Origin of the sequence: Pediococcus acidilactici (assembly GCF_016127815.1) — a bacterium.
GTDB classification, from domain to species: domain Bacteria; phylum Bacillota; class Bacilli; order Lactobacillales; family Lactobacillaceae; genus Pediococcus; species Pediococcus acidilactici.
This window is the reverse complement of sequence record NZ_CP066046.1, coordinates 1,946,171-1,959,967: the sequence shown is the minus strand read 5'-3', so window position 1 is coordinate 1,959,967 and position 13,797 is coordinate 1,946,171. Positions and strand designations below refer to the sequence as shown.

Below are 13,797 nucleotides of genomic sequence, written 5' to 3'. Positions count from 1 at the left end.
TAAACGATTTATAATTCACCTTGCGTCTTACGTTGGTCAATTTCTAAATTGATTTGCTTTACGTCAAGATCACTTAACGGATACCTACTCATAATCCACATTGCTACTACTGCTAATCCAATCGGAATCCAGATCATCGACCATTGAATCCCCATTAGTGAAGAGGAATTTTGGACTGCCTTAGTACCATCAAAATGGAAGAACGCGTTGATGTAGCCCGGAATAATTCCACCCAAGGCTAACCCAATCTTGAAGAACAGGCCCATAATGGCGTTAATAATCCCCGCAACCCGTTTTTTAGATTGGTATTCACCGTATGAAACTACTTCAGGAACCAGCGACCACATGTAACCAGTTGCGGAGGTAATCCCCCACTGTTGTAAGAAGCGTCCAAGGTAACCTAACGCAGTAGCGTTCCTAAATTGCGGCATTTGCCAAACCCATAAAATAATTTGACCGACAATAAACAGTGCTAAGAAGATGTAGAAAAACTGTTTTTTACCTATTTTACGCCGGACGATTGGCCACAAGAATACGAGGAAAATTCCCGGAATTGAACCAATCAAGTTAATTGAAGCCATCCATTCTGGGTGTCCGACGTTATATTGCATATAGAAAGGCCAAACCGTATTTCCAAAAAACATAAAAGTAAAACCAATTAAAAAGAACATTCCCAATACTTGAAGCGGCTTGTTACGTTTAATTTCAGCAAACAAGTCGGAATATTTAACGGCATCGGTTTCTTCCTGGGTTGGCAAAACCCGTTCTTTAACCCCAAAATAAGTGCATAATAGTAACGCAAACCCAATAATCATGTAAATTGCCATTACGGAAAAGTACGCGCCGCCCGCATGTGGTGAAGTGTAATCCCCCAAATTCAATTTAATTCCAAATAATCCGATATCTTTAAGTTGCTTGTCTGGCGAAGCCAGTTGGATAAATAACGGTAAGAACGTGTAAACCATTAAATTACCAATGTTGGCTTCGGTCATCCGAACCGTAGTCAAGGCAGAAACCTCATCGTTATCCCGAGTTAACGATGCATTTAACGCACCGTACGGGATGTTAACAAACGAATAGATTAAAGCCGTTGCCAAGTACGATACAAACGCATAGAATACATTTCCCCGCACTGCTTCAATTGGGAAAAATAGTAACGCTGCACAAATCGTCAGTGGAATCCCAAAATATAGGATAAACGGCCGGTACTTGCCTTTTTTAAAATGGCTACGATCAACTACCGCTCCCACCCAGGGATCCCAAAAAACGTTTACCCACCGGACAATCAGGAAGATGGTTGCTCCCACCGTCGCTGAAATGCCAAATACCGTTGTCAGGTAAAATAACAGCATCGAGCCCACCGTCCCAAAAATCAGGTTTTGGGCTAGGTCACCGGCACCGTAACTCACCCGCTCCTTCCAAGACAATTTAGCGAATTCATCTTTCGCCACGTCGTTATTACTCGCCATCTTATCAGCCTCCTAAAAGCTAAATTGTTTTACAGCATCATTGTATCCGCTTACAAATCGCTATAATAGAAGGCTTTGTACCCACTTTTTGTCAAAATCTGACTATTCAAAATAACCCGAATCTTTAAGGGAACGCACTATCCGCTTCTTTCCTAATTGCTTGCGGTAATCCCGTGGAGTTTGTCCACTCCATTTTTTAAAGCTTTTGCTAAACATTGATGAATTTGTCACTCCTACCATTTCAGCAACATCTTCAACCGAATAATCTAGGTAACTGAGTAAAAGTTTAGCCTTCCGATAACGCTGCTTTTCTACGTAATGAAGCGGCGTCATCCCGTAAACCTTCTTGAACGTTCGGTAACCATAACCATCACTAATTTTGATTTCATTGCAAATATCTTGGAAGGTATTAAATTTCTCCGGATTGCCGATGTTATTTTCAATTAAAATTGCAATCTGACGAGCAACCTCTGCTTCCCGTTCGGAGAACCGGTTACTGCAATGACCCGGGTGGCTTTCGATAAATTTGCTCAAATCATAGAGGTAATTCAGCATAATCAGCTGAATCTTGATGTTGACTTCATCTTTGCCTAATTCTCCTTGTTTTCCTAGTTCGCTATATCGAACGATTTCTTTGGCCGTTTTGAGCGACTCCTGTGCCAATTTTGACTTAGCATAAATCACCGTATTGGCCAAATTACGAATAATTTCTGACTCTAACCGAATATTTTCAAAACTAAAATGAAAGGTAATGTAAGTTAAATCGTTAAATTGATTAGCATTCCAATTTTTATGCAACGTTCCCGGTGCAATAATAATGACGTCTCCTGGACCGTAGCTATACGAAACGGATTGATTAATTTCAGTAGTTTGATACCCATCGACCACACACATCAACTCAAACGCCTGATGTTTTTGTTCAAAAAATGACCATCCTCCGGGAACCGTCCGCATGTGCCCGCCAAAAACGTATAAACTTGCGTCAACAACTGGAATTGGGATAAATTTCTCCATTATTTTCACTCCCGTCTGGTAAAAATTATTTTAAAAAAGAGCGGAAACCTGGGTAAAACGCCCCTTTCTCCGCTCCTTATTCGTGGTTATTTGGTCTACTTACAACATTTCACGCCGGTAATTCATTAATCCGTGACTAATTTCTGCCGTTTGTCCGTAAACTTTTTTATACAGGTTATACAGTTCATCATACTTTTTAACGTTTTGGACGTTAGGTAAGTACGTCTGGTCGTACGCAACAAATTTTTCGGCGCATTCATTTAAAGAATCAAACCATCCCACACCTACAGCAGCGATCATTGCTGCACCAAGCCCGGGACCTTGTTCATTTTTCAAGGTAACCACCTTTTTATTAAAGATATCTGCCTGAATTTGTAGCCATAGGGCACTTTTAGCACCCCCGCCGATGGAGACAACCGTATCAAAATTACTGCCCTTCTCCGCAAAGATCCGCATGATGTCCCTGAAGGAGAAAACAATTCCTTCTAATACTGCTCTCGTGAAGTCCTCTTTGCGATGGGTGCCGTCGATCCCGATAAAACTTCCCCGGATGTCGCCGTCCGGGTACGGGGTCCGTTCCCCAACGATGTACGGCGTAAATAGTAAGCCGTTCGCACCCACGGTGGATTTTTTAGCCGCATTAACAAAATCAGTAAAACTATTGTCGTTGCTAAACCGTTTCTTAAACCAGCTCAGACTATATCCGGCTGCCAAGGTAACCCCCATGGTGTAATATTTATTAGGAATTGCGTGGTTAAAGAAATGCAACGCCCCTTGGTAATCAACTTTCGCGTTATCTTCGTACTTTAAAACTACCCCAGATGTTCCGATTGAGGATAGCACTTGGTTGGTATTAAGGATTCCCGCACCAATCGCGCCAGCCGCATTATCAGCTGCTCCACCAAAAACCTGAGTGTCCGTACTTAATTCTGAAAACGATGCGTAGGTTTCGCTAATTTTTCCTGCAAACCCGATCGATTCAATTAATGGAGGGAAAATTTCCATCGGTAGTTGGAACGCTTCCGCAATTTGGGAGCTCCATTTCCGTTTTTCTTCGTCCAACATTACCGTGCCAGCTGCGTCAGAATATTCCATCGCAATTTTGCCAGTCATGCGATAACGAACATAGTCTTTGGGTAGCAGGAACGTAGCTACTTCCTCAAAAATCTGGGGTTCGTGTTCTTTGACCCACAATAATTTCGGCAAAGTAAATCCTTCGAGCGGCACGTTACGGGTGATATCAATAAAGTCTTTTCCCATTACATTCAAAATTTCTTTGCATTGTTGAGTAGTCCGCGTATCGTTCCATAAAATCGCCGGACGTAAAACCTGATGATGATCATCTAGGAGGACCAATCCGTGCATCTGTCCTGAATAACTAATCCCCTTAATATCCGTTGGCTTAATTTTGTCTACATCAATTAACCGTTTAATTGCCACGGTCGTCCCCATTACCCAGTCTTCCGGATTTTGTTCACTAAATCCCGGCTCAGGCTGGCTTAAGGGATATTCCTTACTTTGTTGGGCGACAATTTTGCCCGCTTGGTCAACTGCCGAAACCTTAACCGCACTGGTTCCTAAATCAACCCCTAAAACTACTTGCATGATATCCACCTCTCCTGATAATAAAAGGGCGGCCCACGCCACCCTCTTAGTGTTTAATTAATGTTTATTTTCCTAGCACAGTGAACATGTAGTTATTGATGGTTGCTTTCAACTGTTCCAGATGGCCGGACTTGGTTGCGGCAATTAATTCTGATTGTGGTTTGTCAATGATATAGTTCTCAAAATCAGTAAAGTCGACTTTGCCATTTTCAAAGTCTGCTCCAATCCCGGACTTGAACGAACTATAACGGTCTTCGATAACGGAATCTAAAACGTGGTCTTCAAGTAACTTAGCAGCTACCCGCAAACCTGCGGCATAGGTGTCCATTCCAGCAGTGTGTGCCAAGAATAAATCTTCCATAGTAAATGATTGCCGTCTTGGCTTAGCGTCGAAGTTCAAGCCACCAGTTGGCAAACCGCCGTTTTTAAGCATTTCATACATAACTAAGGTAGCTTCCATTACATCGTTAGGGAATTCATCAATATCCCAGCCAATCAATTTATCACCCATGTTGGCATCTAAGGAACCTAACAATCCTGCGTCACGAGCTACTCGAACTTCATGTTCATAAGTATGACCTGCTAGATAAGCGTGGTTACCTTCAAGGTTTAGCTTAAAGTCTTTATCTAAACCATACGTCTTCAAGAAGGCAATCGTGGTTGCGGCATCCGTATCGTATTGGTGTGAAGTTGGTTCCTTTGGTTTAGGTTCCAATAAGAACTGGCCGGTGTAGCCGATTTCATTAGCGTAATCTTTAGCCATCCGGAAGAACTTCGCAATGTGATCTTGTTCCAACTTCATATCAGTATTTAATAGTGATTCGTAACCTTCACGACCGCCCCAGAAAACGTAGTTACGTGAGTTCACACGTTTAGCGATTTCCAAAGAGTGTTTAATTTGGGCTGCGGAATATGCCAAAATGTCAGCAAATGGTGCGGTTGCGCCACCAGCAACGAAACGCGGGTTGGTAAATAAGCTAGAAGTATTCCAAAGAACTTTCTTACCCGTTTCTTGCATTTTTTCAACAATCTTATCCACTACCTTGTCCAAGTTGGCGTTAGTTTCCCGAAGGGTTTCACCTTCCGGAGCCAAGTCCCGATCATGAAACGCAAAGTATTCGATGTTCATCTTATCTAAGAAGTCAAACATGTAATCTACCTTGGCCAAAGCCTGTTCCATTGGATCTTTAATGTTGTCCCATGGGCGTTGAGCCGTTCCATCTCCAAATGGGTCAACTAAACGTTGATCCATTGTGTGCCAATATGCTACGGAGAACTTCAACCACTCGCTCATTTTCTTTCCATGAATTACTTCGTCAGGATTATAGTAGTGAAATCCATTTCCTGCTTTTAAACCTGCTTGGTTACCCACATATTCCATTTTTTTGCGATCAAATAATGACATTTGTACATCCTTCTTTCATAAAATCCAGTTGGTTTTCTCAAACAACTAACCTGCACAATCAATGTAAACCCTTTCTTTTTAAATTGCAAGTATTTTTTAACCAATTGCCTTTTTTACTTTTCTGATAAGATACTAGTTGTATCATCGCTTATTTCGGCTTATTCAGCCTTCTAAGGGCTTTTGAGCGCCTCTTGAGGTGTTTTTGGGGTAGGAAACCGAACCCGATGCTACAATTTTTAAAAACAGGAGATATACAACATATGGCTAAATCAATTAACCAAGATGCGATGCGTGATTTAAATCTTAAATTAATGCTTCAATTTCTTTTTAATCACCCGAAAACTTCACGCATTGAAATTGCAAATAATTTAAAGCTAAATAAATCGACCATTTCGTCCCTATACGCGACCCTGAACCGGATGGGTTATGTGCGAGAAATTGGACACGGCGATAGTTCTAGAAGCGGGGGACGACGCCCAATTCTAATTAAATTTAATCGTCACTATGGTTACACCGTGAGTTTCGAACTCGGACACCATCATTTACGGATGATGACCAACTGGTTGACCGGGGAGAAGATTTCTTTTTATTCCATCCCGGTAATCGATAAAGATATTTATGAAATTGTCGAAATCATGAAGGAGCGGATTCGTTCAATTTCAATTCCAACTGCTGAACACCAATTAATGGGGATTTCAGTTGCCATTAACGGCATTGTTGACCATAACCAAATCATTGATTCGCCCTTTATCGACATGCAAAATGTGGACCTAGCACAGACCCTTGCAGAATTCCACGTTCCGGTTTTTATCGAAAATGAAGCTAATCTAGCGGCCATCGCCACCCGAGACTACATGACTGATCACAAGTTTAAAAACCTAATTGCACTAGACGTCCACAATGGGATCGGTGCTGGAATTATTATTAACGACCGCCTTTATCACGGCCAATTAGGGCGGGCAGGTGAAATTGGTCGTTCCCTATTTTTCCCTGGCTTTGCTTCTAGTCCAACAATGAAAATCGAAAAATTATATAGTGAAGATGCAATCATTAAAAAATTTGGGCAATTAAAACGAACCCCCTACGTTGATCGTCAGCAGTTCCTTGAATACTATCGGGCCGATGATCAGGTAGCCATTAAAATCATGAACGAGTTCACCGAAGCCGTGGTCTACCTGCTTTTCAACGTTAGTCAAATCTTCAGCCCCGAACTAGTTAGTTTACAGTCGCGAATTATCGGCGAAATCCCACAATTAATGACTAAAATAATTAGGGAATATGAAGAGCTCGCTGGGGCTAATTCGCCAACTAAATTACAACTTTCGCAGATGATTGAAGATGCTCCATTATATGGCGGTGCATCGTTGCTAACTCACCATCTGTTGGGGCTTGAGCACTACCACCTACAGATGAAAATCTAAATTATTCGAAAATTATTTTTTGGAACCGCTTGCATTTTTTAGAATATATGTTTTAATTAATGTGTTTACGATTTACATTAGTTTTCTCAGACAACTAACTGCCAATATATTTAGGAATGAGGAATAACTAATGAAAAAAGTATCCGCAAGTTTCATATATTTCTTCGGTGCTTTAGGTGGTTTACTGTTTGGTTATGATACCGGGGTAATCTCCGGCGCCATACTATTCATTGAAAAACAAATGCACTTGGACGCCTGGCAACAAGGCTGGGTCGTTAGTGCCGTTCTCCTAGGCGCCATGTTAGGTTCGGTAATTATTGGACCATCTTCAGACCGCTTTGGTCGTAAGAAGTTACTACTATTGTCTGCAATTATTTTCTTCTTAGGTTCAATCGGCTCAGCTTTTGCTGCTGGGTTCTGGACGTTAATTTTATCGCGAATCATTTTGGGGATGGCCGTTGGGGCAGCTTCCGCATTAATTCCAACCTATTTAGCGGAATTAGCGCCAGCAGAAAAACGGGGAACCGTCTCCAGCCTCTTCCAATTAATGGTAATGACCGGAATTTTGATCGCCTACATTACCAACTACACATTCTCTGGGATGTACACTGGTTGGCGCTGGATGCTTGGTTTTGCCGCCATCCCTTCCGCATTGCTCTTCCTTGGAGGATTAGTTTTACCAGAAAGTCCCCGTTTCTTAGTTAAAACGGGTGATACTGAAGAAGCTAAGCATGTTTTGGGTCAAATGAATAACCATAATCAAACGCTAGTTGATAAAGAACTCGTCCAAATTCAAGAACAAGCTAAACTTGAAAATGGCGGATTAAAAGAATTATTTAGTCACTTCGTTCGACCAGCGTTAATCATTGCGATTGGCTTAACCATTTTCCAACAGGTAATGGGATGCAATACTGTACTTTACTACGCACCAACCATTTTCACTGACGCTGGATTTGGGGTTAACGCTGCTTTAATTGCGCATATTGGAATTGGAATCTTTAACGTAATCGTTACCGCCGTGGCAGTGGCAATTATGGATAAAATTGATCGTCGGAAGATGCTTTTCTGGGGTGGTTTCTTTATGGGGATTTCGTTGCTAGTGATGAGTTACGGACTTAAATATTCTCACAGCTCGTTTACTGCAGCGGTAATTGCCGTAGTCGCCATGACCGTTTATATTGCGGTCTTCTCTGCAACTTGGGGACCTGTAATGTGGGTAATGATCGGTGAAATCTTCCCGCTAAATATTCGGGGATTAGGAAATTCATTTGGTAGTTTTGTTAACTGGACTGCGAATGCGGTCGTTTCGTTAACCTTCCCATCATTGCTAAACATGTTTGGAAAAGGCAGCCTCTTTATTGGTTATGCCGCCCTCTGTTTCTTAGCAATGTGGTTTGTTTACGCTAAAGTATTTGAAACCCGTAATCGCTCGCTAGAAGATATTGAAGCAGAATTACGGAAGAACGACAAACGGGTTGAAGGTTAGGAGCAAAATCATGAAAGTAAATATTGATGATTTTGACGAATACCAAGGCAAGTCGGTAAAAAAGATTACGCTAGCTAACGACCGTCAAGTCCAAATCTCACTATTATCGCAAGGCGCATCGTGGCACGAATTCTTAGTTCCTAGCTCAGCTACTTGCGGTAACGACAATTTAATCTTAAATTTTGCCCATACTGCTGACTATTATCAAAACCCATTTTACTTAGGGATGAGTATTGGTCGGACAGGCGGACGGATTAGTAAAGGGAGCTTTACGCAAGGTGAACAGCTAATTCAACTACCGCAAAACGAGGGAGCAAACACTTTACATGGTGGACCTCGTGGTTTTCATAGTTATAACTGGAGCTTCTATACCCAGACTAAAACTGATTCCGCAAGCGTAACGTTTGAAAATTCTATTAAAGCTGAAAGTGACGGTTATCCTGGTGACTTAAAGGTGGCGATCACCTACACGTTGAATAATCTCAATCAGGTAATTATCCAGTATCACGGTCAGGCATTCGACCAGCCCGTGTTATTCAACCCTACTAACCACGTTTATTTTAATTTGACGGGAAACGCCGATATTTTAGATCATGAGCTCCAGTTAAATAGCCACGAACGGTTATCGGTTGATCAGCAAAAATTACCTACGGGAGAATTCAAGGCAACGGCTGGTACTCCGTTTGACTTCAGCCAGTTTAAGCCCTTAGCTAGCTGTATCAACGACTTACAAGCTACTACTGAAAAGGGGTTGGACGATGTCTACGTAGTCGACAATGAGGTACCTGCTCCCGCAGCAGTACTCCGTGCACCAGCGGCTAATCGTCAAGTTGAAATTTATTCTGCACGAAATGGTCTGGTAGTTTTCACTGCTAATTCGTTCACCGCGGATATGCCCCTAACAAACGGAGCCGGACATCCTTATCAAGGGATTGCCTTAGAAACCCAAACGCTGCCGGACAGCGTTCACCATACTAATTTTGGTAATATAGTGCTTCCGGCACACCAAGTAGTGGGTTATCAGACGGTTTATCAGTACTCAGAAGTTTAAATATTCCCTTTATTTCTAATAAAATAACTTGGTACATTTTGTTAATGTGCCAAGCCAGAAGCGTTTTATACGCATTCTACAAAAAAGCGGTTAGAAAGGACCATCTGGTTCTTCCTAACCGCTTTGCTTATTTTCTAAAGTTTGCTGTCATCGAAAATTGGTTCATGCAAGGTTTCCACGTATTGGGCCGCTTTGGGGGTCACGTAAAGCAATTGGCCTTCTTTTTGGAAAAGCTTAGTGTCAATCATCTTTTCCATTGCTAAACGTACCGTACCCTCGTCGAGGTCTTGTTTTGCATACTTTAACTTCAAGTGTTGCGTCTTTCCCGCAGCGTTCAAAAATTCTAAGTCTAGTTGTTTCATCAAATGATCCTCCCATTTATTTTTATGCGATATATAAATCAACGTTCCGATTATTTTAATTTAAAGTTACTTGCTCTGTGGTGACGACTTGTGCTTCCGTCACTTCATCTTCCAAAAGCATTTCGAGCGCCCGTGCTAATTCTTCCACTTGTACAGCGCTGACGTCTTTATCCACGTTGGCAAAGGAACGGCGCACCTTCTTATCGTGTCCTACTCCTTCCATTGTGAAGTTGATTCCCGTCTTTAACCAAGTTTTTTGCATTTCACTGTCCTCTTTTCTTAAATATTGAATTAGTAAGTGTCGCGACGCCTTACATTTACTAATAACAATCGAGCAGCAAAAAAGTAAACCTGTTTTCTAAAATTTGTCACTGTTTTTGAGGATTATTGATACAGCCAAATCCGTCAGTTCGATTACCGCATAAAAATAAAATCCCGTTAATCAAATAAAATCCCGCCATTTAAAGAAAAACTTATCGTACCATAATAAGAAAATAATTAATAAAAACATAAATAAAATCTATTGACAACGTTTTTACAACACGCTATATTATTAGTTGTACAGAGAGCCCGTTCCCTGTACTGAGTGTTTAAGTTATATCATTTTTTCCTGTAGCTGATTCTTCTACCCAAGGAGTTGGCTACTTCATCTCCTTTTTTTACTTTCTTTCAATAAGACTTCTTCAAACTGAAGTCCTGTCTCATACTGGGACAACGCTAAAGAGGTTGGTACTATACATACCAACCTCTTTTTATTGATCAAAGGAATCTAATTAATGTAACGCTAAAAAGGCTAGGAGCCCCCCTTGTAGGAGTTTCCTAGCCTTCATTTCGCGTGATTAAGGTAATTTGTTAACCAAATACTTTAACCCCGTCTAAATACGTCTTGTTCAAGTTCAATTCGTGGTCAAGTACGATGAAGTCGGCATCCCGGCCTGGTAAAATATGGCCACATTGATCGCCAACGCCCGCACTATCGGCAGCATTGGCTGAAGCCATGATAATTGCCTGTTCAGGTGTGGCTACATTCCAATCCACCACGTTCTTAACCGCGTCCTTCAGCAATAAAATGCTACCAGCCAAACTATTGCTGCCATCCGTTAGCCGGGCCGTCCCGTTGGCTACTTTAACTGGGAATTCTCCCAAAATATAGTCGCCGTCCGGCATTAAGCCCGCCTTCATACAGTCGGTTACCAAAGCAACGTTTTGGTAAGTCTTGGTTTGCATCAAGATTTTAACGACGTATGGGTTAACGTGGTGCCCATCGCAAATTAATTCATCGGTCACCCCATCTAAACTCATTGCCGCGCCGGCCATCCCTGGCTCGCGGTGATTAAGTCCACTCATTCCATTAAAGGTATGGGTAAACATCGTCGCGCCCGCCTCTACACAGGCTTTGGCTTGATCAAAGGTCGCATCGCTGTGCCCTAAGGCAACCACCACGCCTTCGGAACTAATCTTAGCAGTAAATTCTACCGCCCCGTCTCGTTCAGGAGCAATCGAAATTTTCCGGATCATCCCTTGGGCGGCGCTTTGCCAAGCATGGAATTCGTCAACACTCGGATTTTCAAAATACTTTGGATTTTGGGCGCCCTTGTGTTTTTCGGTGTAGTAAGGTCCTTCAAAATGGATCCCTTGAACCTTGGCACCTTCAAAGTCGTCCACGTGGTCACTAATCGTTTGGACCACCTGCTTCAATTGGTCTGAACTAGCAGTTAAAGTAGTCGGTAGCCACGAAGTTACCCCGCATTCCAACAATCCCTTAGACATGGCGTTGATCCCTTCAGCATCGGCATCCATCACATCATGGTTCAACAAACCATGGATGTGCGTATCAACCAATCCGGGAGCTATCCATTGATCACCGTAGTCCACAATTTTGCCGGTAGGCTTTTCCTTTTGGTAACGCCCAAACTTACCGTCAATCACTGGCAAGTAGCCGCCCATTTCGACGTTGCTGCCTAAGAAAAATTTTGCTGCGTGAATATAGTATTCCAAAATATCGCTCCTAACCTTTAAAATCGTGGATGGTTACGCCCTTAACTACTCGGTTAACTGTTCCAGTTGCCGAAGGAGTGTCCGGGGTGTTATTAACTTTAATCGATGACAATAGCGCAACCGTTTGTCCAAACATTACGTCAGGGAAGGCCATGTAGCCATCTGGAATTTGGTCGTTTCCGTTAGCAAAGGTGAAGTTTGCACCGGCAAAATTATTGTCAGATTTCACTCCAACTCCCATCACTACCGGCGCAATTTCGTCTCCGGCCACTTCGTCTAAAATGTCAACGTCGTATTGGCGAGTGTAGGCTTCGTTGCTAACAAAATCAAAGAGGAGGGTCTTTTCATTAACAAATGATTTGGGACCGTGACGGAAGCCCATCGAAGTATCAAAGACGGTAGCCTTTTGACCAGCCGTGAGTTCCAAAACTTTTAGTTGGGTTTCGCGAGTCAATCCGCCAAGGGCTCCCGAGCCTAGGTAAACGATTCTTTCAAAATCAGTATCGACAATCTTTTGAATTTCGTCCACCCGGTCAATTACTTCATGCCCCATCTTACTAATGGCCTTCACGTAGCTTTCCTTTTGGTCGTCCGTATGTTTTACATCAAAGACTAATAACGCAGTCAGCAACATGCAGCTAAAACTACCGGTCATGGCAAAACCCTTGTCGTTTGAGCGCGCAGGTTGCATTAAAACTAAGTTATTTTCGTCGCTTTGTGCGTGTTGAGCCAATTTACCTTCTGGTGCGCAAGTAATCGTTAATTGGTAAAGGTGACGAACGTACTTTTCAGCAATATCAACCGTTGCAACACTTTCAGGACTGTTTCCACTCCGGGCAAAGGAAACTAACAAAGTCGGAGTGTCTTTTTCAAGGTATTGTTTAGGCGTCGACACAATTTTGGTTGTGTCAATCGCTTCAAAACGGAAACGTTTCCGGTCGCCATTTTCGGTTAGGTATGGCGCCGCCGTATCCCCAACGTAGGCCGAGGAACCCGCACCGGTAAAGATCACCCGGACCGGTTCGTTGAATTCGTTTTCAATCTTTTCTAAAAATTCCGTAATGGTTGCTTTTGTAGCTTGATAGTTTTGCAAAGCCTCTTCCCACAATTCCGGTTCTTGTTGAATCTCACGAGTGGTAATCACCGCTCCCATCTTGGTTAGCTCATCATCTGTTTTGTTAAACATAAAGTAATTCTCCTCTCAATCCTTCAGTGTCGATACTTGATATTGTAGACAAACTGGTCGCCCCGAGCACTGCTAATGGTGTACTCGATGATTTCGTTCTTATGATTGTACGTCGTTCGCCGCGCCAAAAATCCGGCAGTATTAGAAGCAACGTTCAGTAGTTTAGCATCCTCATCACTGATAATTCCCACTGACAAACGCTCGTCAGCAACTTTTACTTTTTCACCGTAATCCTCCAAAAAGATTGCGTACAGTGAACGTTGCTTAAGTTCTAAATCATCCCGACTTAAATTAGGAAACTTAGCCTGCGGAAGGTAGGTTCGGTCAATCATAATCGGCTGCCCGTCTGCTAAGCGCAAACGTTTCAGCTTAATCAAACAAGTCCCCACCGGAACCTTTAGTTTTTGACTAAAGTACTCGTCCGCATCCCGCGGGTACATTTCCAAAATTCGAGTCTCGGGCTTGCGTCCCATCGACTTCATTTGCTCGGTAAAACTATATTCGTCGCCAATTTTCTGCGTGTAATCAATCATGTTGGCTACGAAGGTTCCCTTGCCGCGCTGTCGATAAATGTAGCCGATGTTTTCTAATTCAGACAACGCTTCCCGGACCGTATTGCGACTAACCGCATACTTACGCATGATTTCGCGCTCAGACAACAGCTTATCGTTTGGTTGATAATTATTTTTGATTTCTTTTCGCAAAACGTCCACGAGTTGACTGTACACGGGACGTTTTTCGTTATATTTAAATTCCATAACCATTCCGCTCTTTCTAAACCGGTTTCATAATGACAATAT

The 13,797-nt window shown here is 42.5% G+C and carries 12 protein-coding genes; 3 read left to right on the top strand and 9 right to left on the bottom strand.

Features of this window, described 5'->3' with window-relative positions:
- Positions 1–8: 8 nt before the first annotated feature.
- From I6H64_RS09525 to xylA, 4 genes are all read right to left on the bottom strand, one after another.
- The gene (locus I6H64_RS09525; RefSeq protein WP_056985135.1) at positions 9–1,469 is read right to left on the bottom strand and encodes an MFS transporter; all 1,461 of its coding nucleotides are present in this window, start codon (positions 1,467–1,469) and stop codon (positions 9–11) included.
- 102 nt (positions 1,470–1,571) lie between these two features.
- Positions 1,572–2,483 (bottom strand): AraC family transcriptional regulator, encoded by a 912-nt coding sequence (locus tag I6H64_RS09520; protein WP_036685344.1) that lies wholly within the window; start codon positions 2,481–2,483, stop codon positions 1,572–1,574.
- A gap of 99 nt (positions 2,484–2,582) precedes the next feature.
- On the bottom strand, positions 2,583–4,088 hold the full coding sequence (xylB, locus tag I6H64_RS09515; RefSeq protein ID WP_005918454.1) for a xylulokinase: 1,506 nt from the start codon (positions 4,086–4,088) through the stop codon (positions 2,583–2,585).
- A 64-nt stretch (positions 4,089–4,152) separates the two neighbouring features.
- Positions 4,153–5,493: a xylose isomerase gene (gene xylA / locus I6H64_RS09510; RefSeq protein ID WP_002829473.1), complete on the bottom strand. Its 1,341-nt coding sequence runs from the start codon at positions 5,491–5,493 to the stop codon at positions 4,153–4,155.
- 260 nt (positions 5,494–5,753) lie between these two features.
- Here xylA and I6H64_RS09505 point away from each other — a divergent pair, with 260 nt between their 5' ends.
- The 3 genes from I6H64_RS09505 (at position 5,754) to I6H64_RS09495 (ending at position 9,451) form a co-directional block, all read left to right on the top strand.
- Positions 5,754–6,914, top strand: coding sequence for an ROK family protein (locus I6H64_RS09505; RefSeq protein ID WP_008841562.1), 1,161 nt, complete (start codon positions 5,754–5,756; stop codon positions 6,912–6,914).
- Positions 6,915–7,044: 130 nt separating this feature from the next.
- Entirely contained in the window at positions 7,045–8,400 is a 1,356-nt protein-coding gene (locus tag I6H64_RS09500; RefSeq protein WP_008841561.1) for a sugar porter family MFS transporter, read from the top strand.
- Positions 8,401–8,410: 10 nt separating this feature from the next.
- Positions 8,411–9,451: an aldose epimerase family protein gene (locus tag I6H64_RS09495; RefSeq protein ID WP_008841560.1), complete on the top strand. Its 1,041-nt coding sequence runs from the start codon at positions 8,411–8,413 to the stop codon at positions 9,449–9,451.
- Between the two features lie 134 nt (positions 9,452–9,585).
- On the opposite strand, the gene I6H64_RS09490 is transcribed toward I6H64_RS09495, so the two are convergent.
- The 5 genes from I6H64_RS09490 to I6H64_RS09470 all read right to left on the bottom strand — a co-directional run bounded on the left by I6H64_RS09490 (position 9,586) and on the right by I6H64_RS09470 (position 13,755).
- Complete coding sequence (locus I6H64_RS09490; protein WP_005918468.1) at positions 9,586–9,813, bottom strand: DUF2922 domain-containing protein; 228 nt, start codon at positions 9,811–9,813, stop codon at positions 9,586–9,588.
- A gap of 55 nt (positions 9,814–9,868) precedes the next feature.
- Positions 9,869–10,075 carry a DUF1659 domain-containing protein gene (locus I6H64_RS09485; RefSeq protein WP_008841559.1) on the bottom strand — a complete coding sequence of 69 codons (207 nt, stop codon included), beginning with the start codon at positions 10,073–10,075 and terminating at the stop codon, positions 9,869–9,871.
- A 590-nt stretch (positions 10,076–10,665) separates the two neighbouring features.
- A complete protein-coding gene (nagA, locus tag I6H64_RS09480) occupies positions 10,666–11,811 on the bottom strand; it encodes an N-acetylglucosamine-6-phosphate deacetylase (protein ID WP_008841558.1) in 1,146 nt (381 codons plus the stop codon).
- 10 nt (positions 11,812–11,821) lie between these two features.
- Positions 11,822–12,997, bottom strand: coding sequence for an SIS domain-containing protein (locus tag I6H64_RS09475; RefSeq protein ID WP_008841557.1), 1,176 nt, complete (start codon positions 12,995–12,997; stop codon positions 11,822–11,824).
- Positions 12,998–13,020: 23 nt separating this feature from the next.
- Positions 13,021–13,755 (bottom strand): GntR family transcriptional regulator, encoded by a 735-nt coding sequence (locus I6H64_RS09470; RefSeq protein ID WP_036685357.1) that lies wholly within the window; start codon positions 13,753–13,755, stop codon positions 13,021–13,023.
- Positions 13,756–13,797 lie beyond the last annotated feature (42 nt).

What these genes read in the sequence shown, in the direction of transcription:
- I6H64_RS09485 (WP_008841559.1), bottom strand. Translation starts at nt 10,075, where the DNA reads ATGCAAAAAACTTGGTTAAAGACGGGAATCAACTTCACAATGGAAGGA.
- I6H64_RS09490 (WP_005918468.1), bottom strand. Translation starts at nt 9,813, where the DNA reads ATGAAACAACTAGACTTAGAATTTTTGAACGCTGCGGGAAAGACGCAA.
- I6H64_RS09525 (WP_056985135.1), bottom strand. Translation starts at nt 1,469, where the DNA reads ATGGCGAGTAATAACGACGTGGCGAAAGATGAATTCGCTAAATTGTCT.
- I6H64_RS09520 (WP_036685344.1), bottom strand. Translation starts at nt 2,483, where the DNA reads ATGGAGAAATTTATCCCAATTCCAGTTGTTGACGCAAGTTTATACGTT.
- I6H64_RS09500 (WP_008841561.1), top strand. Translation starts at nt 7,045, where the DNA reads ATGAAAAAAGTATCCGCAAGTTTCATATATTTCTTCGGTGCTTTAGGT.
- I6H64_RS09475 (WP_008841557.1), bottom strand. Translation starts at nt 12,997, where the DNA reads ATGTTTAACAAAACAGATGATGAGCTAACCAAGATGGGAGCGGTGATT.
- I6H64_RS09505 (WP_008841562.1), top strand. Translation starts at nt 5,754, where the DNA reads ATGGCTAAATCAATTAACCAAGATGCGATGCGTGATTTAAATCTTAAA.
- xylB (WP_005918454.1), bottom strand. Translation starts at nt 4,088, where the DNA reads ATGCAAGTAGTTTTAGGGGTTGATTTAGGAACCAGTGCGGTTAAGGTT.
- I6H64_RS09495 (WP_008841560.1), top strand. Translation starts at nt 8,411, where the DNA reads ATGAAAGTAAATATTGATGATTTTGACGAATACCAAGGCAAGTCGGTA.
- I6H64_RS09470 (WP_036685357.1), bottom strand. Translation starts at nt 13,755, where the DNA reads ATGGAATTTAAATATAACGAAAAACGTCCCGTGTACAGTCAACTCGTG.
- xylA (WP_002829473.1), bottom strand. Translation starts at nt 5,493, where the DNA reads ATGTCATTATTTGATCGCAAAAAAATGGAATATGTGGGTAACCAAGCA.